We start from the raw sequence: 24,118 nt of genomic DNA on the forward strand, positions 1-24,118 counted from the left end.
AGGAAACACTATGTTAACCACGCCACCCGGTAAACCGGGTCTTACACAGCCTGATAAATCCGGTCTTCATATTCTGCTCAAACTGGCCTGCCTGGTGGTGATCCTCGCAGGTATTCACGCCGCAGCGGATATTCTCGTGCAGCTGCTGCTGGCGCTCTTTTTCGCCATCGTCCTCAACCCCCTCGTCACCTGGTTTTTGCGTCGCGGATTTAGCCGCCCCCTGGCCATCACCATTGTGGTGGTGGTGATGCTGATTGGCCTGACGGCGCTGTTTGGGGTGCTGGCGGCCTCACTTAATGAATTTGCTGCCATGCTGCCGAAATACAATAAAGAGCTGACGCGCAAACTGGTCGATGTGCAGGAGATGTTTCCCTTTCTCAACCTGCATATCTCCCCGGAGCGGATGCTGAAACGGATGGACTCGGAAAAGGTGATGACCTTTGCCACCGCGCTGATGACCCAGCTTTCCGGGGCGATGGCCAGCGTCCTGCTGCTGGTGATGACGGTGGTGTTTATGCTGTTTGAAGTGCGCCACGTGCCGTACAAAATGCGTTTTGCCCTCAATAATCCGCAGATCCACATCGCCGGTCTGCACCGGGCGCTGAAGGGCGTTTCCCACTATCTGGCGCTGAAAACGCTGTTAAGCCTGTGGACGGGCGCGATTGTCTGGCTGGGGCTGACGCTGCTGGGGGTACAGTTCGCCCTGATGTGGGGTGTGCTGGCCTTCCTGCTGAACTATGTGCCTAATATTGGCGCGGTCATCTCCGCCGTCCCGCCGATGATCCAGGCGTTTCTGTTCAATGGTCTCTATGAGTGCGCCATGGTGGGGGCGCTGTTCCTGATCGTCCATATGGTGCTGGGCAATATCGTTGAGCCCCGGATGATGGGCCACCGGCTGGGGATGTCCACCATGGTGGTGTTCCTGTCGTTACTGATCTGGGGCTGGTTACTGGGCCCGGTCGGGATGTTATTGTCCGTTCCGCTGACCAGCGTCTGTAAGATCTGGATGGAGACTACCCAGGGGGGCAGCAAGCTGGCGATCCTGCTCGGCCCGGGCCGACCGAAAAGCCGCCTACCGGGATAACGCATGTACGAAAAGGACACCCTCAGCGCGCTGGAGGCCATCACCGAAGCGCAGCGTATCGCCTTTGCCCCGATGCTGTTTCAGACCGCGCTTTGTCTGCGTAACACCGGCATCCTCGCCTGGCTGGATAAACAGGGCACGCGCGGCGCTTCTCTCGAGGAGATCGTGGCAAACAGCACGCTCAGCGAATATGGCGCTGGCGTATTGCTGGATATGGGATTAAGCGGGCGGATAGTGACCCACAGCGAGGGGCGATATTATCTGGCCAAAATTGGTCACTATCTGCTGCATGACAGCATGACCCGCGTCAATATGGATTTCACCCAGGATGTTTGCTATCAGGGCCTGTTTCATCTTGCCGATGCATTGAAAGCGGAAAAACCGGCCGGGCTCGCTGTCTTTGGTGAATGGCCGACCATTTATCCGGCACTCTCCGCCCTACCCGAACAGGCGCAGCGGAGCTGGTTTGCTTTCGATCACTTCTATTCCGATGGCGCATTTGATGCCGCGTTACCCTATATATTCGCAAGCTCGCCGACAAAATTGTACGATGTCGGCGGAAATACGGGTAAATGGGCGCTACGCTGCTGTCGTTACGATGAAAATATCGCCGTGACGCTGCTCGATCTGCCGCAGCAAATTGCCCTGGCCCAGGAAAATATCGCAAAAGCAGGATTATCTCATCGTATTGGGCTCTATCCTGTCGATATGCTTAGCGACGCTGCTCTGCCGGATGACGCTGATATCTGGTGGATGAGCCAGTTTCTGGACTGCTTCTCTCCCGATCAGATTGTGAACCTGCTGAGCAACGTGGCGAAGGTGATGAAGCCAGGTGCCCGCCTGTGCATTCTGGAGCTGTTCTGGGATGCGCAACGATTCGAAGCGGCCTCCTTCAGCCTGAACGCAACCTCGCTCTATTTCACCTGTATGGCGAACGGCAACAGCCGTTTTTACAGCGTAGAGAAATTTTATCACTATCTGGAGAGAGCAGGATTCCGGGTAGAACAACGGCATGACAATCTCGGTGTGGGCCACACCTTATTGATTTGCCAGAAAATAAACAATAACGCGACCTGACCTTCGGCTGCGTTACTGGATAACGGGTTTATCGCGGACGCGCGCAGATGAAATTTGCACTTAACATTCTCGACTGGCAAGCCAGAGCGCCAGGCCTTAGTGATGCCAGCCACTGGCAGGCATGGTCACAGGGTTTGCATGCCATCGATTCTGCTGCGCCGCAGGCCAAACTGTCCGAACTGCCGATGATGACCGCCCGCCGCCTCAGTTCCGGCAGTAAACTGGCGGTCGATTGCGGTATGGCGATGGTGCGAAAGCATGCCATCGATGCCGTGGTTTACACCAGCCGTCACGGTGAGCTGGAGCGTAACTATCGCCTCCTGCATGCGCTGGCGACCGGGCAGGATGTTTCCCCGACCGATTTCGCCATGTCGGTCCACAACTCTGCGGTGGGCAATCTGACTATCGCGGCGCGTCAGCCGATTGTCTCGTCATCCCTCTCCGCCGGAATGGACACCTTCCAGCAGGGGTTGTGCGAAGTGCTGAGCCTGCTACATGCCGGATATACGCGGGTGTTAATGGTCGATTTCGATGGCGCCCTGCCCGATTTTTACCGCTCTGCACTCCCGCCGCAGATGCCGACCTGGCCCTATGCCCTGGCGCTGGTCATCGAAGCCGGTGACACTCTGCGCTGCGAAACGCAATCCGTCCGTTGCCCCGAAGCGCTCTCGCTGCCGCAGAGCCTGCTGTTCCTGCGCCACTACCTGCGAGACGATCGGCAGTTTGTGGTGCCCGGCGAGCGCCTGCTGTGGCAGTGGACCCGCGCATGATACGCGTAAGGGCGGCCCTCAGCCGCGGCTGGCGGCTGGTGATGACCGGCTTGTGCTTCGTGCTGTTTGGCGCGGGCGGACTGCTGCTGTCGCTGGTGTGGTTCAACCTGCTGAACCTGGTCCAGCGCGATCGCGCGCGTCGTCGTCGCCTCGCCCGACGCAGTATTGCCGCCAGCTTCCGTGCTTTTTTAACCGTCGCCCGCACCCTCGGCGTGCTCGATTACCGATTCAATAACCTCGACGCGCTGCGCCACGAACGCGGCTGTCTGGTAGTGGCGAACCACCCGACGCTTATCGACTACGTGCTGATCGCGTCGGTGATGCCGGAAACCGACTGCCTGGTGAAAAGCGCCCTGCTGCGTAACCCTTTTCTCAGCGGGGCGATCCGGGCGGCCGATTACCTGATCAACAGCGAAGCCGACGCCCTGTTAAGCGCCTGTCAGCAACGGCTGAGCCAGGGCGACACCCTGCTGATCTTCCCGGAAGGGACGCGCACGCAGGCGGGGAAAGCCATCACGCTGCAACGCGGTGCGGCCAATATTGCCGTGCGTTGCGCCAGCGACCTGCGGGTGGTGCTCATCCACTGCAGCGAGCACCTGCTTGATAAACACAGCCGGTGGTATGACATACCGCCAGACAAACCCTTTTTCACGATCGATGTCCGTGAGCGGGTCAATATTAGTGATTTTTACGATGCAGCAGTACAGGAGCCAGCCCTGGCGGCAAGACAGCTCAACCGGCACCTGCAGCATCGCTTAACATCCGGTCTTCAATCTTTGTCAGGAATGAATGATGCAAGCGCTCTACCTTGAAATTAAAAATCTTATCATTACTACCCTCAATCTGGACGAATTGACCGCAGAGGATATCGATACGGATGCCGCGCTGTTTGGCGATGGGTTGGGCCTTGACTCGATCGATGCCCTTGAGCTGGGGCTGGCGGTAAAAAACCAGTACGGCGTGGTGTTGTCTGCCGAAAGCGAAGAGATGCGTCAACATTTTTACTCCGTCGCCACCCTGGCCTCTTTCATCACCGCCCAACGCGCCTGAGACCGAATTTACTATGACTACAGAACACAAATCCGTTTATCAGGAAGTCATCACTCTCCTGATCACCCTGTTTGAAATTGCGCCGGAAGCCATCACCCCGGAGGCGCGCCTGTATGAGGATCTGGAGCTGGACAGCATCGACGCCGTCGACATGGTTGTTCACCTGCAGAAACGAACCGGCGCCCGAATCAAACCGGAAACCTTCAAGTCGGTACGTACCGTGCAGGACGTAGTGGATGCGGTAGAAAAGCTCCTGCGTGAAGCATAAGACACCATGCGTGGCGGACGATCCTTCCCGGCAATCCCACTGCTGACGGGGTTAATGCTGGTCGCATGGCCCTTTCTGATTGGCTTCGGGTTGTCGCACAACAGCCTGCACTGGCTGCTGCCGCTGATGGCAATCCTGCTGCTGTTCCGTTTTCGCCAGGCGCGGCTTAATTCCGGACCGATGCGCTATGTGACCCAGAGCGTTGCCCTGGCGGGTATCGTCCTGTGCGCCGCCAGCTACTTCCTGAAAGCGCATCAGTGGCTGCTGTTCTATCCGGTGATCGTTAACCTGGCGATGCTGGCCGTTTTCGGCGGGTCGCTGTGGACGGCGATGCCGCTGGTCGAACGGCTGGCGCGACTGCGGGAACCGAATTTATCCCCTTCCGGTGTGCGCTATACCCGCGTTGTCACCCGGGTTTGGTGCGGCTTTTTCATCTTCAACGGGGGAGTGGCGCTGTTCACCGTGTTGCGGGGGGACATGCGGCTCTGGACGCTGTGGAACGGCATGATCGCCTATATCCTGATGGGAACGTTAATGGCAAGCGAGTGGATGGTGCGTCAACGGATGATCAAAAAAGAGCAGCGCGATGCATAACCCCCTCCCGCTGAGCCAGTGGCTGAACGCCCCACGCCCGGACGACACCCCTGTCGCCTGGTCTGGTGATCGCTGCTGGACGCTCGGGCAGCTGCGTGACGACGTCAGCGCCCTGACGGCCTGTTTGCAGCAGCAGGAAGGCGATCGCTGGGCGCTCTGTTTTGACAACAGCTATCTGTTTATCGTTGCCCTGCTGGCAACGCTGCATGCGGGCAAAACCCCGGTGCTGCCCGGACACAGCCGGGAATCGCTGCTGGAGGAGCAGCAGGGACTGTTCAGCGGCGTGCTGAGCGACAGGACGCTGAGCTTCCGGGGCCGCCTGCTGGTGGTCAGCTCTGCCCGCCGAAGTGCGCCGCCGTTCATGCCGCTGCCGGCCATTGATGACGCCCGCGTTATCGAACTGTTCACCTCCGGCTCGACCGGAGCCCCTGAACGGATCGTCAAGCGTGTCGCCCAGCTCGATCGGGAAGCCAGGCTGCTGGCAGCCCGCTTTGGCGAGCGGCTGAACGGCTGCTGCGTGGTCTCCTCGGTTGTGCCCCAGCATCTGTACGGCCTGACGTTTCGCATTGTATTGCCGATGGCGCTGGCGCTGCCGCTGCATGCGGAGATGATCTCCTATGCCGAACAGCTGGCGGCCGTGGATCATACCCGGCGCTACCTGTTTATCAGCAGCCCGGCGTTTCTGAAGCGGCTCGATACGCAGCTCGCTCCGCCGCCCGTTGCCGTCCTGGTCTCGGCCGGAGGCGTACTGATGTGGGAGTCGGCCTGCAATACCTACCGTTGGCTGGGACTCTGGCCGGATGAAATTTACGGCAGTAGCGAAACCGGCGTCCTCGCCTGGCGTTACCGTCAGGCGGACAAATGCCTCTGGCAACCCTTCCCCGGGGTGACCTTTAGCCGCGATAATGGCGCCCTGCGCGTCACCTCGCCGCTGATCGATGAGGCGGACGGCGTTCTGCTCGACGATATTCTGCACGTCGGGGATGATGGTCAGTTCAGCCTTATTGGCCGCCAGGGACGGGTGGTGAAAATCGAAGAGAAACGTATCTCGCTGACCGAGGTTGAACAGCGTCTGCTGGCGCTGGACGGCATCTGCGAAGCGGCGGCGCTGCCGGTTACGCGCGGTGGACGCCAGGGCGTTGGCGTACTGCTGGTGCTGGATGACGCCGCGCGTCAACAGCTGCACCAGCGCGGCAGTAAAGCGCAGATCATGGCCTGGCGACGCGCCCTGCGGCCGTGGCTCGAACCGGTCGCGATCCCTCGCTACTGGCGCATCATTGATGAAATGCCGGTAAACAGTATGAACAAGCGTGTCTATGCGCAGTTACAGGAGTTATTTCATGAAAATCCATGAAATCGAGCGCCATCAGGCACAACCGCAGCAACTTGAGATCGTCCTGCACCTCGATCCGGCGCTGTTCTGGTTCCAGGGCCATTTTGCCGTGCAGCCGCTGCTGCCCGGCGTCGCTCAGCTTGACTGGGTAATGCACTACGCCACCACGCTACTGGCACCGGAGTATCGTTTTCACAGTATCCAGAACGTTAAATTTCAGGCACCGCTGCTCCCCGATGCCACCGTAACGTTGACCCTCGACTGGAACGCGGAGCGCCAGACCCTCACCTTCAGCTATCAACGCCACGACGGTGAACAGCGCCTCCTGGCCAGCAGCGGGAAGATTCGCTTATGCCGTTAACCTTTCGCCCCTGCATTCTGATCCCCTGCTACAACCATGGGGCGATGATGGCGAACGTCCTGAGCCGTCTGGCGCCGTTTCAGCTGCCGGTGATTGTGGTCGACGATGGCAGCGATGCCAGCACCCGTCAGGAACTGGATCGCCTGGCTGCCGACAATGCGCAGGTGACGCTGGTGCGGCTGATACACAACGCCGGCAAAGGGGCGGCGGTGATCCGTGGACTGAAAGTCTGCGCCGGGGCAGGTTTTACCCATGCGGTGCAGGTGGATGCCGACGGCCAGCATGCCATTGAGGATATCCCCCGGCTGCTGGCGCTGGCAGAGCGCCACCCGCAGGCGCTGATCTCCGGCCAGCCGGTCTTTGATGACTCGATCCCCCGCTCGCGACTGTATGGCCGCTGGATCACCCATGTCTGGGTCTGGATCGAAACCCTGTCATTGCAGCTCAAAGACAGCATGTGCGGCTTCCGGGTCTACCCGGTGGCCCCGACGTTACGGGTCATCAACAGCGTGCCGCTCGGCAAGCGAATGGATTTTGATACCGAAATCATGGTGCGCCTCTACTGGCAGGGCAATACCAGCTATTTTCTGCCCACCCGGGTGACCTATCCGCAGGATGGCATCTCCCATTTCGATGCCCTGAACGACAACCTGCGCATCTCCTGGATGCACACCCGGCTGTTCTTCGGCATGCTGCCGCGCATCCCTTCCCTGCTCTTTCGCCGCCGCAGCCAGCACTGGGCGCAGCAGCAGGAGGTGAAAGGCCTGTACGGCATGCGCCTGATGTTACGGGTCTGGCAGCTGCTCGGCCGCAGGGCGTTTACCCTCCTGCTGTGGCCGGTGATTGCCGTCTACTGGCTGACGGCCCGCCCGGCCCGCCAGGCATCGCAACAGTGGATCGCCCGCGTGAGCGAGACGCTGGCGCTGCGCCAGCAGCCCAAGCCCGCGCGCCTGAACAGCTTTTTCCACTTCCTGCGTTTTGGCAATGCGATGCTGGATAAGGTCGCCAGCTGGCAGGGCGAACTCAGACTGGGCAGGGACGTGGTCTTCGCCCCTGGCGCACGGGAAAAGCTCGATCTTAGCGTGCCTGAGGGCAAGCTGCTGCTGGCCTCCCATCTTGGCGATGTCGAGGCGTGCCGCGCCCTGGCGCAGCTCGACGGCGGCAAGACCATCAATGCGCTGGTCTTCAGCGATAACGCCCAACGCTTCAAACAGATTATGCAGGAGATGGCGCCGCAGGCCGGGCTGAACCTGATCCCGGTGACCGATATTGGCCCGGAGACCGCCATCCTCCTGAAAGAGAAGATCGATCGCGGGGAATGGGTGGCGATCGTCGGGGATCGGATCGCCGTCGATCCGCAGCGCGGCGGCAGCTGGCGCGTGGTATGGAGCGACTTTATGGGCCAGCCTGCGCCGTTTCCTGAGGGGCCATTTATTCTCGCCTCGCTGATGCGCTGCCCGGTGATGCTGATTTTCGCCCTGCGCCAGCAGCAGAAGCTGCATATCCACTGCGAAGACTTTGCCGATCCGCTGCTGTTGCCGCGCAGCGGGCGCCAGCAGGCGTTACAGCAGACCGTCGACCGTTATGCCCAACGGCTGGAGCACTTTGCGCTGCAGGCCCCGCTCGACTGGTTTAATTTTTTCGATTTCTGGCGTCTGCCGGATGCCAAAGAGAAGGAGTAAAGGGTGCTGACCGATCCCCGCTTTACGACCGAAGTAGAGCTGACCGTGCCGTTTCACGACGTCGATATGATGGGCGTGGTCTGGCATGGCAACTATTTCCGCTATTTTGAGATTGCCCGCGAGGCCCTGCTCAACCAGTTCGATTATGGCTATCGCCAGATGAAGGCATCCGGCTATCTCTGGCCGGTGGTCGACACCCGGGTGAAATACCGTGATGTCCTCACCTTTGAGCAACGGATCCGCGTCCGGGCCCATATCGAAGAGTTTGAGAACCGCCTGCGTATCGCCTATCAGATTTTTGACGCCACCAGCGGCAAACGGACCACCACCGGCTACACCATTCAGGTGGCGGTGGAAGAGAAGAGCCGCGAGTTGTGTTTTGTCAGCCCGGCGATCCTGTTTGAGCGTATGGGAGTTACGCCATGAAGAGGTTATTGCTGCTTGCCCTGCTGATCAGTCCGTGGGTCAACGCCGTCACGCTGGATGAATTACAGCAGCGCTTTACCGAACAGCCGGTAGTACGCGCCCACTTTGAGCAGACCCGCACCATCAAGGATCTGCCCCAGCCGCTGCGATCCCAGGGTGAGATGCTGATCGCCCGCGACAGCGGGCTGCTGTGGGATCAAAAAGCGCCTTTCCCGATGACGCTGCTGTTGGACGACAAACGGATGGTGCAGGTCATCAACGGCCAGCCGCCGCAGACCATCACCGCTGAAAACAACCCGCAGATGTTCCAGTTCAATCACCTGCTGCGCGCCCTGTTCCAGGCGGATCGCAAGGTGCTGGAGGAGAATTTCCGCATCAACTTTAAAGATCTTGGTGAAGATCGCTGGTCGCTGGTGCTGACTCCCACCACCACGCCGCTGGACAAGATTTTCGCCTCGCTGGATCTGAGTGGTGCAACCTATGTGGAATCCATCGTGCTGAACGATAAGCAGGGCGATCGTACCGCTATCGCCCTCTCCCGCCACCAGCTCACGCCCGCCAGCCTGACCGATGCCGAACGCCAACGCTTTGCCGCACCGTAACGCCCGACGCCCGGCCCTGGTGTGGGCCGCGGTATGCCTGGTGCTGCTGGGCATGCTGCTGACGCTGCTGCCGGGGGCGCGGCTGAACAGCAGCGTGCTGGCGATGCTGCCCAAACAGAGCCTCGGGGCGATCCCCCCGGCCCTGAACGACGGCTTTATTGAACGCCTCGATCGTCAGCTGGTGTGGCTGGTCAGCCCCGGAAAACAACCCGACCCGCAGGTGGCGCAGCATTGGCTGAGCCTGTTGCAGGGGGCGGGATCGCTGCACGAGGTAAAAGGGCCGATGGACGCCGCCGGGCAGAAAGCCTGGGGGGCGTTTTTCTGGCAGCACCGCAACGGCCTGATCGACCCTGCCACCCGCGCGCGCCTGCAAAACGGCGGCGAGGCGCAGGCCCAGTGGGTTTTATCCCAGCTGTATTCGGCCTTCTCCGGAGTCAGCGGTAAAGAGCTGCAAAACGACCCGCTGATGCTGATGCGCGGCTCCCAGCTGGCGCTGGCACAAAACAGCCAAAAGCTACGGCTGATGGACGGCTGGCTGGTGACAAAAGACGATGCCGGAAATTACTGGTATCTGCTGCACGGCGAGCTGGCCGGTTCGTCGTTCGATATGCAGGAAACCCACCGGCTGGTGACCCGGCTCCACGACCTCGAAAGCCAGCTGAAAACGCAGTATCCGCAGGCGCAGCTGCTGTCGCGCGGCACGGTGTTTTACAGCGACTACGCCAGCCAGCAGGCAAAGCGGGATATCTCGACCCTCGGCGTCGCCACCGTGCTGGGGGTGATCCTGCTGATTGTGGCGGTGTTCCGCTCCCTGCGCCCGCTGCTCCTGTGCCTGCTCTCCATCGCCATGGGCGCGCTGGCCGGCACGGTCACGACGCTGCTGCTGTTTGGTGAACTGCATTTGATGACCCTGGTGATGAGCATGAGCATCATCGGCATCTCGGCGGACTACACGCTTTATTACCTGACCGAGCGGATGGTTCACGGCGGCCAGGACTCGCCGTGGCAAAGCCTGGCGAAAGTGCGCAACGCCCTGCTGCTGGCGCTGCTCACCACCGTGGCGGCCTATTTCATCATGATGCTGGCGCCCTTCCCGGGCATCCGCCAGATGTCGGTGTTTGCCGCTGCGGGCTTAAGCGCCGCCTGCCTGACGGTCATTTTCTGGCATCCGTGGCTGTGCCGCGGCTTACCGGTGCGACCGGTTCCGGCGAGGGCGTTCATGCTGCGCTGGCTGTCGGCATGGCGCGACAGACGCGTGTCGGTTGGCCTGCCGGTTGCGCTGGCCCTGGCCGCTCTCGCGGGTATCGCCACGCTGCGGGTGGATGACGATATCGCCCAGCTACAGGCCCTGCCGCAGGATATTCTGGCTCAGGAGAAAACCATTACCGCCCTGACCGGGCAGCGTGTCGATCAGAAATGGTTCATGGTGCATGGCGCATCGGCCCAGCAGACGCTGGAGCGGCTGGAGGCCTTTACCCCGACGCTGGCACGGGCGCAGCAGGCGGGTGACCTGAAATCCTGGCGCACCCTGCCGCTGAACTCGCTGGCGCAGCAAGAGCGCGATCTGGCGCTGCTGCGCCAGGCGGCTCCGGCAGTAACGAGGGTCCTGCAAAACGCCGGGATGACGACGGTATCACCGGATTTGAATGCCACCCCGGTGCAGGTCGATACGTGGCTTGCCAGCCCGGCCAGTGAAGGCTGGCGTCTGCTGTGGCTCACGTTGCCCGGCGGCGAAAGCGGCGTGCTGGTACCGGTGGATGGGGTGAAAAACAGCCCGGCGCTGCGCGAGCTGGCGGAGCAACATCCGGGCGTGGTGTGGGTGGATCGCAAGGCGAGTTTCGACAGCCTGTTTGCCCTCTACCGCGCAGTGCTGACCGGCCTGCTGGTTGTCGCCCTGGCGACGATCGCCTGCGGTGCCATGCTGCGCCTCGGCTGGCGTAAGGGGCTGATCACCCTCGTGCCCTCGCTGGTGTCGCTGGGTTGCGGCCTCGCCGCGCTGGCGGTCTCGGGTCATCCGGTTAACCTGTTTTCCCTGCTGGCGCTGGTGCTGGTACTCGGCATCGGGATCAACTACACGCTATTCTTCAACAACCCACGCGGCACGCCGTTGACCTCGATGCTGGCCATTACCCTGGCGATGATGACCACCCTGTTAACCCTCGGCATGCTGGTATTCAGCGCCACGCAGGCGATCGGCAGTTTCGGCATTGTACTGGTCAGCGGTATTTTCACCGCCTTTCTGCTGGCTCCTCTGGCGATGCCAGCCCAAAAAGAGAGAAAACAATGATCACCCCTTTTTACCGCGCCGCCGCCCTGATCGGCGCGCTGTTGCTGGCCGGTTGCAGCCACACGGCCCCGAAGCGTGACGATGCCCGACCGCAGGCATGGCTCCAGCCGGGTACCCGGGTGACGCTACCGCCGCCGGGTATTACTCCGGCGCTGAGCTCCCAGCAGTTGCTGACCGGCAGCTTTAATGGCAAGACCCAGTCGCTGCTGGTGATGCTGAATGCCGATGCGCAGAAGGTGACCCTCGCCGGGCTGTCATCGGTGGGTATTCGCCTGTTCCTCGCCACCTATAATGAAACGGGCATCCATACTGAACAGTCGATTGTTGCGCCAGAGCTGCCTCCGGCCAGCCAGGTGCTGGCGGACGTGATGCTCAGCCACTGGCCGATCGACGCCTGGCTGCCGCAGTTGCCGAAGGGCTGGACGTTGCAGGATCGCGGCGACCGTCGCGAGCTGCGCAATGCCGACGGCAAGCTGGTGACGGAGATTGTCTACCTGCAGCGCAAAGGCAAGCGCGTGCCGATCAGCATCGAACAACAGGTGTTCCACTACCACATCACCATTCAATATCTGGATGACTGAGATGATCTACATTTCTGCCGTTGGCCTGATCAATGCCCTGGGCAATTCGCCTGACGAGATTGCCGCTAACCTGACGCGCGGGGTCGCCCCCGGTATGCGCCTGCGCAGCGGCTGGCTGCAGGGTCAGGATGCGGTGCTGGGCGGCGTCGACGGCGAGCTGCCTGCGATCCCGGAAAGCTTTGCCCTGCACCGCTCGCGCAATAATCAGCTCCTGCTGGCGGCGCTGGCGCAGATCCAGCCTGTCGTGGATGAGGCCATTGCCCGCTACGGCCGTGACCGGGTGGCAGTGGTCATGGGCACCAGCACCTCCGGGCTCGACGAGGGCGACGAACATGTGCGTCTGTCGATGAGCGGCGAAGCCAGCGTCAACTGGCACTACGCCCAGCAGGAGCTGGGCGATCCGTCGCGCTTTCTGGCGAACTGGCTCGGTCTGGAGGGCCCGGCTTACACCCTGTCGACCGCCTGCTCCTCCAGCGCGCGGGCAATCATCAGCGGACGTCGGCTGATTGATGCCGGGCTGGCAGATATCGCCATCGTCGGCGGGGCAGATACCCTGAGTCGGATGCCGGTGAATGGCTTTAACAGCCTTGAGTCACTCTCCACCACGCTGTGCGAGCCCTTTGGCCGTGACCGGCGGGGGATCACCATTGGCGAAGCGGCAGCTCTGATGGTGCTGACCCGCGAGCCCCAGCCGGTGGCGCTGCTGGGTACCGGCGAGTCGAGCGACGCGTACCATATTTCCGCCCCCCATCCACAGGGTGAAGGGGCCATCAGCGCCATTAACCAGGCGCTGAAGGAGGCCGGAATAAAACCGGATGAGGTGGGCTACATCAATCTGCACGGTACGGCAACGCCGCTGAATGACCAGATTGAATCGCAGGTGGTGCACGATCTGTTTGGCGAGGCGGTGCCCTGCAGCTCCACCAAGCACCTGACCGGCCATACGCTGGGGGCGGCGGGGATCACCGAAGCAGCGCTGAGCTGGCTGATCCTGACCCGTGACCTCCCCTTACCCGCCCAGGATTTCACCCGCTATACACCGGATCCGACGCTCGCCCCCTGCGGCGTGCTGCATCAGCCCACCGCGCTGAAAAAAGCGGTGATCTTGTCAAATTCGTTCGCCTTTGGCGGCAATAACGCCAGCATCCTGCTGGGGAGAGTGTCATGAGTTATTTATCCCCGACCGAGTATCTGCCCCACGATGCCCCCATGCTGCTGCTGGAATCTGTCCACAGCGTGACCGCTGAGTCTGCCGTCTGCCGCGTCACCGTCAGTCCGCAGGGCGTGCTGGCGCCCTTTCTGAATACCGCGGGCGATCTGCCGGGCTGGTACGCCCTTGAGTTGATGGCCCAGACCGTTGGCATCTGGTCAGGCTGGCACCGTCAGCAGAAGGGTCAGGAGAGCATTTCGCTCGGCATGGTACTGGGGGCGCGGGAACTGGTTTGCGCCGCAGGGTGCTTCCCGGCCAGCAGCCTGTTAACCATCACGGTCACGCTGCTGATGCAGGATGAACGCTTTAGCAGCTTCGAGTGCGCCATCCTCACAGATGAAGAGACGCTGGCAACCGGGCGCGTCAATACCTTCCAGCCAGGCCAGCAGGAATTAGCATCACTGTTTAAACAGGGAGTGAATCAATGAGTCGTTCCGTTCTGGTCACCGGTGCCAGCAAAGGCATTGGCCGGGCTATCGCCCTCAAACTTGCCGCAGACGGGTTCACCCTCGGCGTGCATTACCACCGCGACGTCGCTGGCGCACAGGACACCCTGAATGCTATCGAGCAGGCGGGGGGAAACGGGCGTCTGCTCTCGTTTGACGTGGGCAATCGCGCGCAGTGCCGCGAGGTGCTGGAGCAGGATATGGACGTTAACGGTCCCTGGTATGGCGTGGTCAGCAACGCCGGGATCGCCCGGGATGGTGCCTTCCCGGCGCTCAGCGACGAGGACTGGGACAGCGTGATCCACACCAATCTCGACAGCTTTTACAACGTCATTCACCCCTGCATCATGCCCATGATTGGCACCCGCAAAGGCGGACGTATTATTACTCTGTCGTCGGTTTCAGGGGTGATGGGCAACCGCGGCCAGGTAAATTACAGCGCGGCCAAAGCGGGTATTATCGGTGCCACCAAAGCCCTGGCGATGGAGCTGGCGAAGCGCAAAATTACCGTCAACTGCATCGCACCCGGGCTGATAGATACCGGGATGATCGAGATGGAAGAGGCCGCGCTGAAAGAGGCAATGGCCATGATCCCCATGAAACGGATGGGTCAGGCAGACGAGGTGGCCGGACTGGCCAGCTATCTGATGTCGGATATTGCGGGCTATGTGACCCGCCAGGTGATCTCCATTAACGGGGGCATGTTATGACGCGTCGGGTGGTGATTACCGGCATGGGCGGCGTGACCGCCTTCGGTGAAGAGTGGCAGTCGGTTTCTGCCCGCTTGCTGGAGTATAAAAACGCGGTACGCAAGATGCCGGAGTGGACGGTGTATGAGGGTCTGCATACCCTGCTGGCGGCACCAATCGATGATTTTACCCTGCCGGAGCACTACACCCGCAAGCGCATCCGCGCCATGGGCCGCGTGTCTTTACTGTCGACCCGCGCCACCGAACTCGCGCTGGCGCAGGCCGGGCTGATTGACGATCCGATCCTGACTCAGGGCGAAACCGGCATTGCTTACGGCTCGTCGACCGGCAGCACCGGCCCGGTCAGCGAGTTCGCCACCATGCTCACCGAGAAGCACACCAACAACATCACCGGCACCACCTACGTGCAGATGATGCCGCACACCACGGCAGTCAATACCGGCCTGTTCTTCGGCCTCCGCGGGCGGGTGATCCCCACCTCCAGCGCCTGCACCTCCGGCAGCCAGGCGATAGGCTATGCGTGGGAAGCCATCCGCCACGGATATCAGACGGTGATGGTGGCAGGAGGGGCCGAAGAGCTCTGCCCGTCGGAAGCGGCGGTGTTCGATACCCTTTTCGCCACCAGCCAGCGTAATGACGATCCGGAAGCCACCCCGTCACCCTTCGATATCCAGCGCGATGGGCTGGTAATTGGCGAAGGGGCGGGAACGTTGATCCTGGAAGAGCTGGAGCATGCGCAGGCGCGTGGCGCGACCATTTACGGAGAGATCGTCGGCTTCGCCACCAACTGCGACGCGGCGCACATCACCCAGCCGCAGCGGGAAACCATGCAGATCTGCATGGAAAAGTCGCTGCGCATCGCCGGACTGAGTCCGCAGGATATTGGCTACATTTCGGCGCACGGCACCGCCACCGACCGGGGGGATATTGCCGAAAGCCTGGCCACCGCCGCCGTATTTGGCGACAGCGTACCTGTCTCGTCATTGAAGAGTTATTTCGGCCACACGTTGGGTGCCTGCGGTGCGCTGGAAGCCTGGATGAGTCTGGAGATGATGCGCGAGGGCTGGTTCGCACCGACCATCAATTTAAGACAACCAGATGAGCAATGCGGCGCGTTAGATTATATTATGGGGAAAGCCCGTCACATTGATTGCGAATATCTGCAAAGCAATAACTTCGCGTTCGGCGGCATTAATACTTCCATAATCATTAAACGCTGGGCGTGACTATGTACCAGTTCCTGCTGGGAAAAATTTCTACCCTCAGCGCTGACCCTCTGGCGTCAGCGCTGGCCGAACAGGCGCCTGAGGGCGCGCGTCGCACTCCCTGGCTGGCCGGGCGGACCCTGCTCGCCCGGGCGTTATCGCCCTCCCCGGTGCCGGAGATCGTCTTCGGTGAACAGGGGAAACCCGCCTTCGTTGATGCTCATCCGTACTGGTTTAACCTCAGCCACAGCGGGGATGATATCGCCCTGCTGTTAAGCGATGAGGGCGAAGTGGGCTGCGACATCGAAGTGATCCGCCCCCGGGATAACTGGCAGGCGCTGGCGAATGCCGTCTTTAGCGTCGCGGAACACGACGAGCTGGAGCGGGAGGCGCCCGAGGCAAAGCTGTCGGCCTTCTGGCGAATCTGGACGCGCAAAGAGGCTATCGTCAAACAGCGCGGCGGGAGCGCCTGGCAAATTGTCAGCGTCGATAGCACCTTTACCTCCGCGCTGAGCGTCAGCCACGTCCAGCACGGCGAACTCAGCCTCGCCGTCTGTACGCCAACGCCCTTCACCCTCCATAACGGTGCGCTTCAGGTTCTGTAACCCGCTTATTTCAAATTATTCGGAAAGTCTGCCGGCAGCTCGCTGGCAGCACAGTCAATGACAGCATCGTTATTGGCGCCGCAGTCGCGCACAAAGGTAATGGTGGCGAACTCATCAATAACCTCGGTTGGGTAGGCCGGGCCCGCCTCGCGATAAGAGACCATCAGCGGAATATGATCGTTCTGGAAGCAGACGGTTTTTTCCGGGTTATTCATCACCCAACGCGGGAAGAAGATAGTGCCGTGGAACAGCCTGTCGCCGAGGTTCACAATCAGGCTCACATCGGTACCGGTCGGTTCAGTCCACGAAATTTTATAAATACTCTCGCCCACGCGAACGATATAAGCCTGCTGATCTTTTACCCAACGGTTTGCCACGATCCCGCTGTGAATACGGTAGTCGAGGGTCTGCTCGTTTTTGACATAAATCTCGTAGTTCCAGCCGTTATCGTAGGTGTAGACCAGATGTTTGCCGACGAAACCGCTCAAATCATGTTTATCAAAATGGCTCATATTCTGTCTCCTCTGTTTCAATGAGCCCATCTTACGCCTGCAAAAATTGGATGAATAACGCTATGATTTAATCAAATTCATTCAAAAATTAGATGAGTCATGCACAAAACTACCCTTGAGCAGTGGGCACTGCTTGAACGCGTCGTTGAGTTAGGCAGCTTTGCCCGCGCCGCAGAGGAGACGCACCGCAGCCAATCTTCCGTCAGTTATAACCTGGCGTTGTTGCAGGAGCGGCTGGGCGTGGCGCTCCTGGTTCAGGCGGGGCGTAAGGCGGTGCTGACCCCGGAAGGGGAGCTGCTGTTAAATCAGGTCAAACCGCTGCTAAACGCCTTTACCCTGCTGGAGACTCGCGCCACGACGCTACGCAACGGGATGCGTACCCGACTGGATGTGGTGGTGGACAGCATTTTCCCTCGCCGTCATCTGTTTGCCATTCTGCGCCAGTTTCAACAGCGCTATCCGCAAACCGAGGTGCATCTGACCGAAATACTTGAGAACGCCGGCGAGGCGCTGACCCAGAGCGAAGCCGACGTGATGGTGCTAACCCGCCGCCAGGATGTGACCGGGCGCGGCGAGTGGCTGATGAATATCGATTTTGTCGCCGTGGCGCATCGGGAGCATCCACTGTTTGAACGCGACACGCCGCTCACTGATGAAATGCTACGCCCCTGGCCAATCATCCAGATCGCCGGGCAGAACTACGCCGCGCCTCCCGGCGGCGAAGCCTGGACCTTCTCCACCATCGATGCCGCTATCGATGCGGTGATGTATCAGGTGGGGTATGGCTGGCTGCCGGAAGAGCGAATTCAGCAACAGCTGGAAAGCGGTGTGCTGAAAACACTGCCCCTGAACCACGGCACGCGCCGTGCTACACCGCTGCATCTGATTGTAAAACGCACGCTCGCCCCGCTCGACGAACAGGTTGAGACCTTACTGCACCTCTTCCGCCAGCCGTCGTAAAGGTGAACTGCTACGCTTAACGGTCTGAACTTCAACTATGAAAAGGAGCAGACCGTGAAAATCGATCTTACGGGAAAAGTGGCGTTAGTAACCGCCTCCACAGGCGGCATTGGCTTCGCCATTGCCAGAGGGCTGGCGGAGAGCGGTGCCGAGGTGATTGTTAACGGGCGCAGCGTCGACTCGGTCAACCGGGGGATCCAACAGCTGCAGCAGGTCATACCCGGCGTCCAGGTGCGGGCGGCGATTGCCGACCTCAGCACCCCTGACGGGGTGGATGCTCTGCTGAAGGTTGCCACCGGCGTCGATATCCTCGTGAACAACGCCGGGATTTATGGGCCGCAGGATTTTTACGCCACCGACGATGAGACCTGGGATCGCTACTGGCAAACTAACGTGATGTCCGGCGTACGCCTGTCGCGCGCCCTGCTGCCCGGCATGGTGCAAAAGGGCTGGGGCCGGGTAGTGTTTATCTCCTCGGAGTCGGCCTGCAATATTCCGGCAGACATGATCCACTACGGGGTGACCAAAACCGCCCAGCTGTCGCTGGCGCGCGGGCTGGCGAAATTTGTCGCGGGCAGCGGCGTTACCGTGAACAGCGTTTTGCCGGGCCCGACGATGTCGGACGGCTTTGCCGACATGATGAAAGACGAGATAGAGAAAACCGGCAAATCACTGGAGACGCTGGCGAAAGAGTTCGTCATGGTGCACCGTCCGAGCTCGGTTATTCAGCGGGCCGCCACGGTAGAAGAGGTCGCCAACATGGTGGTCTACGTCTGTTCACAGCAGGCGTCCGCTACCTCCGGCGCGGCGCTGCGCGTCGATGGCGGCGTGGTGGACGATATTATCTAGCCATGCCGTTGCCGCCCGTCCGCTGGCGGGTGGCATCTGACGCTAAAGCAGGTAAACTGATGGGCAGAATGTGTATTTCAGCTAAGACGTAGCTATGACCAATATGATTGCCGATGAGGCAGTGGCAAAATCCAGCGTACTTTCGGTGTTCGACTTCGACGGCACGCTGACGCATCACGACAGCTTTATCCCTTTCTTACGCTTTGCGTTCGGCAAACGCTATTTTGCCGGTCGCCTGGTCCGGATGGCCTTGCCTACCCTGCACTGTGTGCGCCGCAAGCTGACCCGTGATGAGCTGAAAGAGGTGCTGATCAGAACCTTTCTGACCGGCGTGGATGAGCACTGGCTGCGTCAGCAGGCAGAGCTGTTCTGCGAGAAATACTGGAACAAACTGATGCGCCCGCAGGGCGTACTGGCGGTGGCCGCGGAAGTCAATTCCGGTGCGGAAGTGACGATCTGCTCCGCCTCGCCGGCCCTGGTATTGCAGCCCTGGGCCGACAAGCTTGGCATTAAGCTTATCGGCACCCAGCTGGAAGTGAAAGACGGCAAGCTGACCGGGCGGATCACCGGCCATAACTGTCGCTGTGCGCAGAAGGTGGCCCGGCTGGAGCACGTGTATGGCAGCCTGACCAATTACCACGTGCGCGCCTGGGGCGACACCCGCGGCGATCACGAGCTGCTGGCCGCGGCGCAGGATCCGCACTGGCGCCATTTCCACCCGCCGCGCGCGCGCCGGAATTCACCTATTAAACCGTAAAACATGCCGGGTGGCGGCTTCGCCTTACCCGGCCTACAACATCCACAGGCCGGGCAATACCACTCAGGCTTCCCGTTTCCCCGGGAACAGCAGGCTCGCCACAATCCCCACCGCCAGTACGCCCAGCACCACTAACAGACTCGCCGTGGCGCCGATGCCGTAGCCGTGATGCCAGAAGTGATCCGTGGCGTTCAGACCGAGCTTGAAGGCCACAAAGAACAGCAGCGCGATCACCGCTTTCTCCAGATGGACCAGATACTGCTTCAGCGCCTCCAGCACGAAATAGAGGGTACGCAGGCCGAGGATCGCGAACATCATGGCGCTGTAGATAATCAGCGGCTCGCGGCTAACGGCGATGATCGCCGGCACCGAGTCAAAGGCGAACATCACGTCTGACAGCTCAACCACCGCCACGCAGAGCAGCAGCGGCGTGGCATAGCGCTTCGCCTTCTTCACACGGCCGACCATCACATCCTGGTTCTCTGGTTTTTCCAGCTCGGCATCCACCTCTTTCTGGCTCAGCAGGAAGGCGTTGCCGGTGATTTTTGGCCAGATCGGATAGAAGCGTTTGACCGCGCGGTAGGCCAGGTGCTGAGAGTAATCTTCGATCTCGTCCTGCTCTTCACCGCGCTTGAGCATCATCACCGCCGTCCAGGCCACAATCAGGGCAAAGACCACTTCCACGTACGGCCCGAGGCTCAGCAGGCTGGTGCCGATGGCGACGAAGATCCCACGGAAGACGATAGCGCCAATCACCCCCCAGTAAAGCACCCGGTGACGGTACTGATCCGGCACGCCAAACCAGGCGAAGATCGCCATCATCACGAACAGGTTGTCGACGGAGAGCACCTCTTCCAGCGCGTAACCGGTGAGGAACAGGCTCGCCACCTCAGCACCGTGGTGAACGTACAGGAACCCGGCGAACGCCATCGCGGTCATCACCCAGAAGATCGACCAGAGCGAAGCACTTTTCAGTGAAATCGGTTTGTCATGGCGATGCATGAAGAGGTCGATAAACATCGCCCCGACAGCCATAACCACGAATACAACAACGGTTTCCGTCGGGAAACCGAGATGAGCAGATGACATACACAACCCTTTTTGAAGACAAAATACAAACCATGCAGACTGGCGAAGCCAGTAAAGAAAAAGGGGGGGCCGTTAACAGCCTTCTCCCCTTAAGAAGTAAACCGGCGCAGGATGTACCTGCGCCGGATAGTCTATTTTAACTCACATCAACGCGGTTCTGCATACCCGGTCAGTTTTTATTCTCTGCCGCCAGCGCCTCTGCGCAGGCCCAGGCGCTGGCCCACGCCCACTGGAAGTTATAGCCGCCCAGCCAGCCGGTCACGTCCACCACCTCACCGATAAAATAGAGCCCCGGCACGTTGCGGGCCTCCATGGTGCGCGAGGAGAGTTCGTTGGTGTCCACCCCGCCGAGCGTCACTTCCGCAGTGCGATAGCCTTCGGTGCCGTTGGGCTGGACGCGCCAGGCGGTTAAGGTCTCCACCAGCGTCTGCTGGTCACGGCTGTTGAGCTGCTTCAGCGACACATCGGGAATTTGCCCCAGCAGCTGCAGGCACTCCACCAGCCGCTTCGGCAGCTGCATGGCTAACGTGTTTTTCAGGCTCTGGTTGGGGTGCGCCGCGCGCTGTTCATCCAGGAAGCTCGCCAGTTCGCAGTCCGGCACTAAATTGACGGTGACGAACTCCCCCGGCTGCCAGTAGCTGGAGATTTGCAGGACCGCCGGGCCGGAGAGGCCGCGATGGGTGAACAGCAGGTTCTCACGGAATACGGTGCCGTCTTCAGCCGTGATGACCGAAGGCACCGAGACGCCGGAGAGGGTTTGCAGCTGCTCCAGCAAGGGTTTATGCAGGGTGAACGGCACCAGACCGGCTCGGGTCGGAAGCACCTTCAGGCCAAACTGTTCAGCAATTTTATAGCCAAACGGCGACGCGCCCAGCCCCGGCATCGAGAGCCCGCCGCTGGCGATCACCAGCTTTTCCGCGCTCACCGTTTCGCCATTGAGTTGCAGGGTATATCCCGCCTCGTCACGGGCGACTTCCAGCACTTCACTGCGCAGACGCAGGGTAACCTGGCCTTTTTCGCACTCGGCCACCAGCATATCGACAATCTGTTGCGCCGAATCGTCGCAAAATAGCTGGCCCAGGGTTTTTTCATGCCAGGCAATGCCGTGTTTACCCACCAGGTCAATAAAGTCCCATTGGGTATAGCGGGCAAGAGCAGATTTACAAAAATGGCGGTTCTGGCTCAGATAGGCCGCGGGTTCGATATAAAGGTTAGTAAAGTTGCAGCGGCCCCCGCCAGACATGAGGATTTTACGACCAGGTTTTTTACCGTTATCGAGCAGCAGAACCCGGCGCCCTGCCTGTCCGGCCATTGCCGCACAGAATAAACCCGCCGCACCGGCGCCAATAATGATGGCATCATACTTTTCCACGTCTCGATTCTCCTGGTTTTGAGGGCGCGGATTGTAAAGTTTCCTCAAGAAGCGTGCCAGCGTAAATATCCGCGATCTCGTTCATTTTATTGAAATTTAAAAAATAATTCTTTTACTGCTACGCTTATGTCAGTAGGCAAATCAAAAAAAGTCTATATTTCACTTTGCCCGTTGCGCATTTGTCCTGGATAATGCGCCGCGTTCATGTCCTCAAGATGGCGTAACGTCCTATGCTACATTTGTTTGCCGGCCTGGATTTTCATACCGGGCTTTTACTCTTGCTTGCTCTGGCCTTTGTATTGTTCTACGAAGCGATTAACGGCTTCCACGACACTGCGAACGCAGTCGCAACCGTTATTTACACCCGTGCTTTACGATCGCAGGTTGCGGTTGTGATGGCTGCGGTGTTTAACTTCTTTGGTGTTCTTCTGGGGGGTCTGAGCGTAGCCTACGCCATTGTGCATATGCTGCCAACGGATCTGCTACTGAATGTCAGTTCCGGCCATGGCCTGGCCATGGTGTTCTCTCTGCTGTTTGCTGCAATTATCTGGAACCTCGGTACCTGGTATTTCGGCCTGCCAGCATCCAGTTCTCACACGCTCATCGGCGCCATCATCGGTATTGGTTTAACCAATGCGCTGATGACCGGTACGTCTGTGGTGGACGCACTGAATATTCCTAAAGTTCTGGGTATTTTCGGTTCACTGATTGTTTCTCCCATTGTCGGTCTGGTTGTGGCGGGTGGCTTAATTTTCCTGCTGCGTCGTTACTGGAGCGGCACCAAAAAACGTGCCCGTATCCACCTGACGCCAGCCGAGCGTGAAAAGAAAGACGGTAAGAAAAAGCCGCCATTCTGGACGCGTATCGCCCTGATCGTTTCTGCTATCGGCGTGGCCTTCTCTCATGGCGCGAACGACGGTCAGAAAGGGATTGGTCTGGTTATGCTGGTGCTGATTGGTGTGGCACCTGCGGGCTTCGTGGTGAACATGAATGCCACCGGTTACGAAATTACCCGTACCCGCGACGCCATCAACAACGTCGAAACCTATTTCCAGCAGCGTCCCGACCTGCTGAAAAAGGCGACTGGCGTTGATCAGCTGATCCCTTCTCCGGAAGCAGGCGCAACCAAACCGGCTGAGTTCCACTGCCATCCGGCCAATGCGATTAACGCACTGGAGCGGGCAAAAGGCATGCTGACGGATGTCGAAAGCTACGAGAAGCTCACTCCGGAGCAGCGTGGCCAGATGCGTCGCATCATGCTGTGCATCTCTGACGTGACCGAGAAAGTCTCTAAGCTGCCTGAAGTCTCTGCTGACGATCAGCGTCTGCTGAAGAAGCTGAAGGTCGACATGCTGAATACCATCGAGTACGCACCGATCTGGATCATCATGGCGGTCGCACTGGCGCTGGGTCTCGGTACGATGGTCGGCTGGCGTCGCGTGGCGACAACCATTGGCGAGAAGATCGGTAAGAAAGGCATGACCTATGCCCAGGGGATGTCTGCTCAGATGACGGCAGCGGTCTCTATCGGTCTGGCCAGCTACACCGGTATGCCGGTATCCACAACCCACGTTCTCTCTTCGTCCGTGGCGGGTACCATGCTGGTTGATGGCGGTGGTCTGCAACGCAAAACCGTGACCAGCATCCTGATGGCCTGGGTGTTTACCCTGCCAGCATCGATTCTGCTGTCTGGTGGTCTGTACTGGATCTCCCTGCAATTCCTGTAATTGCAGGCAGGTTACGCGAAGAGCGGGTCAGGTAACTGGCCCGCTTTTTTTTGCGCTCAATGCCAGATGAGGAGAGCAATCATACTCACCACCACCAGGCCGCACAGTGCGCTGGTCAGGATGAACTGACGACGCAGGCGTTCACAGCGGCGGATAAACTCATCATCATGATGATCCCGATAACGCTGGGCGTAGATATACCACACCAGGCGCATCTGTTTGCTGGGCTGCCCGTGCGAGGTGAAAAATCCCCCGCCGTCCACATATTGATAAAGCAATGGATCGCAGCCACGCAGTACCACTAACAGGGCGCGTAAAGACGAGAAATAACGCGCCATATTCACGATGCAAACTACACATAACGCCCAAAATAATGCGACGGTGCTAATCATACTTCCTCCCCGGCGTCCGCCCGCGAAGCAATGCTCCGGGACTACCGCACCCATGCCCTGACAGACGGTTCAGTGAAAGAGAGACTCAAAAGCCGATCGGCTTCACATTTTAGTATCCGAACGGCTTATTCAATAGTGTAGGAGATCCGCTAATTTTTTTGCCACAAGG

Annotated in this window: 27 protein-coding genes; 23 read left to right on the forward strand and 4 right to left on the reverse strand. The window is 59.8% G+C overall.

Annotated features, from left to right (window positions below; all coding sequences use genetic code 11):
* Positions 1-10: 10 nt before the first annotated feature.
* The 19 genes from ACP4QI_RS20950 to acpT are packed head-to-tail and all read left to right on the forward strand — an operon-like array spanning position 11 to position 16,291.
* Complete coding sequence (locus tag ACP4QI_RS20950) at positions 11-1,084, forward strand: AI-2E family transporter (RefSeq protein WP_426495875.1); 1,074 nt, start codon at positions 11-13, stop codon at positions 1,082-1,084.
* A 3-nt stretch (positions 1,085-1,087) separates the two neighbouring features.
* Positions 1,088-2,161 (forward strand): methyltransferase, encoded by a 1,074-nt coding sequence (locus ACP4QI_RS20955; RefSeq protein WP_426495876.1) that lies wholly within the window; start codon positions 1,088-1,090, stop codon positions 2,159-2,161.
* Between the two features lie 47 nt (positions 2,162-2,208).
* The gene (locus ACP4QI_RS20960) at positions 2,209-2,931 is read left to right on the forward strand and encodes a beta-ketoacyl synthase chain length factor (RefSeq protein WP_426495877.1); all 723 of its coding nucleotides are present in this window, start codon (positions 2,209-2,211) and stop codon (positions 2,929-2,931) included.
* Positions 2,928-3,743, forward strand: coding sequence for a lysophospholipid acyltransferase family protein (locus ACP4QI_RS20965; RefSeq protein ID WP_426495878.1), 816 nt, complete (start codon positions 2,928-2,930; stop codon positions 3,741-3,743). Before ACP4QI_RS20960 ends, ACP4QI_RS20965 begins: the two co-directional genes overlap by 4 nt.
* Positions 3,724-3,981 (forward strand): phosphopantetheine-binding protein, encoded by a 258-nt coding sequence (locus ACP4QI_RS20970; RefSeq protein ID WP_106995276.1) that lies wholly within the window; start codon positions 3,724-3,726, stop codon positions 3,979-3,981. The genes ACP4QI_RS20965 and ACP4QI_RS20970 overlap by 20 nt, the downstream gene beginning before the upstream one ends.
* Positions 3,982-3,994: 13 nt before the next feature.
* Entirely contained in the window at positions 3,995-4,249 is a 255-nt protein-coding gene (locus tag ACP4QI_RS20975) for an acyl carrier protein (RefSeq protein ID WP_285129041.1), read from the forward strand.
* 6 nt (positions 4,250-4,255) lie between these two features.
* Positions 4,256-4,843, forward strand: a complete 588-nt coding sequence (locus ACP4QI_RS20980; RefSeq protein WP_426495879.1) for a COG4648 family protein — start codon at positions 4,256-4,258, stop codon at positions 4,841-4,843.
* Positions 4,836-6,197 (forward strand): AMP-dependent synthetase, encoded by a 1,362-nt coding sequence (locus ACP4QI_RS20985; protein ID WP_426495880.1) that lies wholly within the window; start codon positions 4,836-4,838, stop codon positions 6,195-6,197. The genes ACP4QI_RS20980 and ACP4QI_RS20985 overlap by 8 nt, the downstream gene beginning before the upstream one ends.
* Complete coding sequence (locus ACP4QI_RS20990; RefSeq protein WP_142487445.1) at positions 6,184-6,537, forward strand: ApeI family dehydratase; 354 nt, start codon at positions 6,184-6,186, stop codon at positions 6,535-6,537. The genes ACP4QI_RS20985 and ACP4QI_RS20990 overlap by 14 nt, the downstream gene beginning before the upstream one ends.
* Entirely contained in the window at positions 6,528-8,219 is a 1,692-nt protein-coding gene (locus tag ACP4QI_RS20995; protein WP_285129038.1) for a glycosyltransferase family 2 protein, read from the forward strand. The genes ACP4QI_RS20990 and ACP4QI_RS20995 overlap by 10 nt, the downstream gene beginning before the upstream one ends.
* A gap of 3 nt (positions 8,220-8,222) precedes the next feature.
* The gene (locus ACP4QI_RS21000) at positions 8,223-8,645 is read left to right on the forward strand and encodes an acyl-CoA thioesterase (protein WP_106995282.1); all 423 of its coding nucleotides are present in this window, start codon (positions 8,223-8,225) and stop codon (positions 8,643-8,645) included.
* A complete protein-coding gene (locus tag ACP4QI_RS21005; protein WP_156264818.1) occupies positions 8,642-9,247 on the forward strand; it encodes an outer membrane lipoprotein carrier protein LolA in 606 nt (201 codons plus the stop codon). Before ACP4QI_RS21000 ends, ACP4QI_RS21005 begins: the two co-directional genes overlap by 4 nt.
* The gene (locus tag ACP4QI_RS21010; RefSeq protein ID WP_426495881.1) at positions 9,216-11,534 is read left to right on the forward strand and encodes an MMPL family transporter; all 2,319 of its coding nucleotides are present in this window, start codon (positions 9,216-9,218) and stop codon (positions 11,532-11,534) included. The genes ACP4QI_RS21005 and ACP4QI_RS21010 overlap by 32 nt, the downstream gene beginning before the upstream one ends.
* Positions 11,531-12,115, forward strand: a complete 585-nt coding sequence (locus tag ACP4QI_RS21015; RefSeq protein WP_156264820.1) for a DUF3261 domain-containing protein — start codon at positions 11,531-11,533, stop codon at positions 12,113-12,115. The genes ACP4QI_RS21010 and ACP4QI_RS21015 overlap by 4 nt, the downstream gene beginning before the upstream one ends.
* 1 nt (position 12,116) lies before the next feature.
* Entirely contained in the window at positions 12,117-13,283 is a 1,167-nt protein-coding gene (locus tag ACP4QI_RS21020; RefSeq protein WP_426495882.1) for a beta-ketoacyl-[acyl-carrier-protein] synthase family protein, read from the forward strand.
* Positions 13,280-13,753: an ApeP family dehydratase gene (locus ACP4QI_RS21025; RefSeq protein WP_142487451.1), complete on the forward strand. Its 474-nt coding sequence runs from the start codon at positions 13,280-13,282 to the stop codon at positions 13,751-13,753. Before ACP4QI_RS21020 ends, ACP4QI_RS21025 begins: the two co-directional genes overlap by 4 nt.
* Entirely contained in the window at positions 13,750-14,481 is a 732-nt protein-coding gene (locus ACP4QI_RS21030) for a 3-ketoacyl-ACP reductase FabG2 (RefSeq protein ID WP_142487452.1), read from the forward strand. The genes ACP4QI_RS21025 and ACP4QI_RS21030 overlap by 4 nt, the downstream gene beginning before the upstream one ends.
* Positions 14,478-15,707 (forward strand): beta-ketoacyl-ACP synthase, encoded by a 1,230-nt coding sequence (locus tag ACP4QI_RS21035; RefSeq protein WP_285129035.1) that lies wholly within the window; start codon positions 14,478-14,480, stop codon positions 15,705-15,707. Before ACP4QI_RS21030 ends, ACP4QI_RS21035 begins: the two co-directional genes overlap by 4 nt.
* A 2-nt stretch (positions 15,708-15,709) precedes the next feature.
* Positions 15,710-16,291, forward strand: coding sequence for a 4'-phosphopantetheinyl transferase AcpT (acpT, locus tag ACP4QI_RS21040; protein WP_142487454.1), 582 nt, complete (start codon positions 15,710-15,712; stop codon positions 16,289-16,291).
* Between the two features lie 5 nt (positions 16,292-16,296).
* Here the strand turns inward: acpT and ACP4QI_RS21045 are convergent, their stop codons facing one another.
* Positions 16,297-16,803 (reverse strand): phenolic acid decarboxylase, encoded by a 507-nt coding sequence (locus ACP4QI_RS21045; RefSeq protein ID WP_039032475.1) that lies wholly within the window; start codon positions 16,801-16,803, stop codon positions 16,297-16,299.
* A 99-nt stretch (positions 16,804-16,902) separates the two neighbouring features.
* Between ACP4QI_RS21045 and ACP4QI_RS21050 the strand changes: the two genes are divergently transcribed.
* The 3 genes from ACP4QI_RS21050 to ACP4QI_RS21060 all read left to right on the forward strand — a co-directional run bounded on the left by ACP4QI_RS21050 (position 16,903) and on the right by ACP4QI_RS21060 (position 19,369).
* Positions 16,903-17,763 carry a LysR family transcriptional regulator gene (locus tag ACP4QI_RS21050; protein WP_285129034.1) on the forward strand — a complete coding sequence of 287 codons (861 nt, stop codon included), beginning with the start codon at positions 16,903-16,905 and terminating at the stop codon, positions 17,761-17,763.
* Between the two features lie 54 nt (positions 17,764-17,817).
* On the forward strand, positions 17,818-18,612 hold the full coding sequence (locus ACP4QI_RS21055) for an SDR family NAD(P)-dependent oxidoreductase (protein ID WP_426495883.1): 795 nt from the start codon (positions 17,818-17,820) through the stop codon (positions 18,610-18,612).
* Positions 18,613-18,706: 94 nt separating this feature from the next.
* Positions 18,707-19,369, forward strand: a complete 663-nt coding sequence (locus tag ACP4QI_RS21060; protein WP_142487457.1) for an HAD family hydrolase — start codon at positions 18,707-18,709, stop codon at positions 19,367-19,369.
* A 63-nt stretch (positions 19,370-19,432) separates the two neighbouring features.
* Here the strand turns inward: ACP4QI_RS21060 and ACP4QI_RS21065 are convergent, their stop codons facing one another.
* Together ACP4QI_RS21065 and ACP4QI_RS21070 are read right to left on the reverse strand one after the other, a co-directional pair.
* A complete protein-coding gene (locus ACP4QI_RS21065; protein WP_142487458.1) occupies positions 19,433-20,458 on the reverse strand; it encodes a TerC/Alx family metal homeostasis membrane protein in 1,026 nt (341 codons plus the stop codon).
* Positions 20,459-20,627: 169 nt separating this feature from the next.
* The gene (locus tag ACP4QI_RS21070) at positions 20,628-21,830 is read right to left on the reverse strand and encodes a BaiN/RdsA family NAD(P)/FAD-dependent oxidoreductase (RefSeq protein WP_285129032.1); all 1,203 of its coding nucleotides are present in this window, start codon (positions 21,828-21,830) and stop codon (positions 20,628-20,630) included.
* Between the two features lie 230 nt (positions 21,831-22,060).
* Between ACP4QI_RS21070 and pitA the strand changes: the two genes are divergently transcribed.
* Positions 22,061-23,557 carry an inorganic phosphate transporter PitA gene (gene pitA, locus ACP4QI_RS21075; RefSeq protein ID WP_231313475.1) on the forward strand — a complete coding sequence of 499 codons (1,497 nt, stop codon included), beginning with the start codon at positions 22,061-22,063 and terminating at the stop codon, positions 23,555-23,557.
* A 56-nt stretch (positions 23,558-23,613) separates the two neighbouring features.
* Here pitA and uspB read toward each other — a convergent pair whose 3' ends face one another.
* Positions 23,614-23,949: a universal stress protein UspB gene (gene uspB / locus ACP4QI_RS21080; protein WP_032615027.1), complete on the reverse strand. Its 336-nt coding sequence runs from the start codon at positions 23,947-23,949 to the stop codon at positions 23,614-23,616.
* Positions 23,950-24,118 lie beyond the last annotated feature (169 nt).

Source organism: Leclercia sp. TB492 (assembly GCF_049974505.2).
Taxonomy (GTDB): Bacteria; Pseudomonadota; Gammaproteobacteria; order Enterobacterales; family Enterobacteriaceae; genus Enterobacter; species Enterobacter adecarboxylatus_C.

What these genes read in the sequence shown, in the direction of transcription:
- ACP4QI_RS20950 (WP_426495875.1), top strand. Translation starts at nt 11, where the DNA reads ATGTTAACCACGCCACCCGGTAAACCGGGTCTTACACAGCCTGATAAA.
- ACP4QI_RS20955 (WP_426495876.1), top strand. Translation starts at nt 1,088, where the DNA reads ATGTACGAAAAGGACACCCTCAGCGCGCTGGAGGCCATCACCGAAGCG.
- ACP4QI_RS20960 (WP_426495877.1), top strand. Translation starts at nt 2,209, where the DNA reads ATGAAATTTGCACTTAACATTCTCGACTGGCAAGCCAGAGCGCCAGGC.
- ACP4QI_RS20965 (WP_426495878.1), top strand. Translation starts at nt 2,928, where the DNA reads ATGATACGCGTAAGGGCGGCCCTCAGCCGCGGCTGGCGGCTGGTGATG.
- ACP4QI_RS20970 (WP_106995276.1), top strand. Translation starts at nt 3,724, where the DNA reads ATGCAAGCGCTCTACCTTGAAATTAAAAATCTTATCATTACTACCCTC.
- ACP4QI_RS20975 (WP_285129041.1), top strand. Translation starts at nt 3,995, where the DNA reads ATGACTACAGAACACAAATCCGTTTATCAGGAAGTCATCACTCTCCTG.
- ACP4QI_RS20980 (WP_426495879.1), top strand. Translation starts at nt 4,256, where the DNA reads ATGCGTGGCGGACGATCCTTCCCGGCAATCCCACTGCTGACGGGGTTA.
- ACP4QI_RS20985 (WP_426495880.1), top strand. Translation starts at nt 4,836, where the DNA reads ATGCATAACCCCCTCCCGCTGAGCCAGTGGCTGAACGCCCCACGCCCG.
- ACP4QI_RS20990 (WP_142487445.1), top strand. Translation starts at nt 6,184, where the DNA reads ATGAAAATCCATGAAATCGAGCGCCATCAGGCACAACCGCAGCAACTT.
- ACP4QI_RS20995 (WP_285129038.1), top strand. Translation starts at nt 6,528, where the DNA reads ATGCCGTTAACCTTTCGCCCCTGCATTCTGATCCCCTGCTACAACCAT.
- ACP4QI_RS21005 (WP_156264818.1), top strand. Translation starts at nt 8,642, where the DNA reads ATGAAGAGGTTATTGCTGCTTGCCCTGCTGATCAGTCCGTGGGTCAAC.
- ACP4QI_RS21010 (WP_426495881.1), top strand. Translation starts at nt 9,216, where the DNA reads ATGCCGAACGCCAACGCTTTGCCGCACCGTAACGCCCGACGCCCGGCC.
- ACP4QI_RS21015 (WP_156264820.1), top strand. Translation starts at nt 11,531, where the DNA reads ATGATCACCCCTTTTTACCGCGCCGCCGCCCTGATCGGCGCGCTGTTG.
- ACP4QI_RS21020 (WP_426495882.1), top strand. Translation starts at nt 12,117, where the DNA reads ATGATCTACATTTCTGCCGTTGGCCTGATCAATGCCCTGGGCAATTCG.
- ACP4QI_RS21025 (WP_142487451.1), top strand. Translation starts at nt 13,280, where the DNA reads ATGAGTTATTTATCCCCGACCGAGTATCTGCCCCACGATGCCCCCATG.
- ACP4QI_RS21030 (WP_142487452.1), top strand. Translation starts at nt 13,750, where the DNA reads ATGAGTCGTTCCGTTCTGGTCACCGGTGCCAGCAAAGGCATTGGCCGG.
- ACP4QI_RS21035 (WP_285129035.1), top strand. Translation starts at nt 14,478, where the DNA reads ATGACGCGTCGGGTGGTGATTACCGGCATGGGCGGCGTGACCGCCTTC.
- acpT (WP_142487454.1), top strand. Translation starts at nt 15,710, where the DNA reads ATGTACCAGTTCCTGCTGGGAAAAATTTCTACCCTCAGCGCTGACCCT.
- ACP4QI_RS21045 (WP_039032475.1), bottom strand. Translation starts at nt 16,803, where the DNA reads ATGAGCCATTTTGATAAACATGATTTGAGCGGTTTCGTCGGCAAACAT.
- ACP4QI_RS21050 (WP_285129034.1), top strand. Translation starts at nt 16,903, where the DNA reads ATGCACAAAACTACCCTTGAGCAGTGGGCACTGCTTGAACGCGTCGTT.
- ACP4QI_RS21060 (WP_142487457.1), top strand. Translation starts at nt 18,707, where the DNA reads ATGACCAATATGATTGCCGATGAGGCAGTGGCAAAATCCAGCGTACTT.
- ACP4QI_RS21065 (WP_142487458.1), bottom strand. Translation starts at nt 20,458, where the DNA reads ATGTCATCTGCTCATCTCGGTTTCCCGACGGAAACCGTTGTTGTATTC.
- pitA (WP_231313475.1), top strand. Translation starts at nt 22,061, where the DNA reads ATGCTACATTTGTTTGCCGGCCTGGATTTTCATACCGGGCTTTTACTC.
- uspB (WP_032615027.1), bottom strand. Translation starts at nt 23,949, where the DNA reads ATGATTAGCACCGTCGCATTATTTTGGGCGTTATGTGTAGTTTGCATC.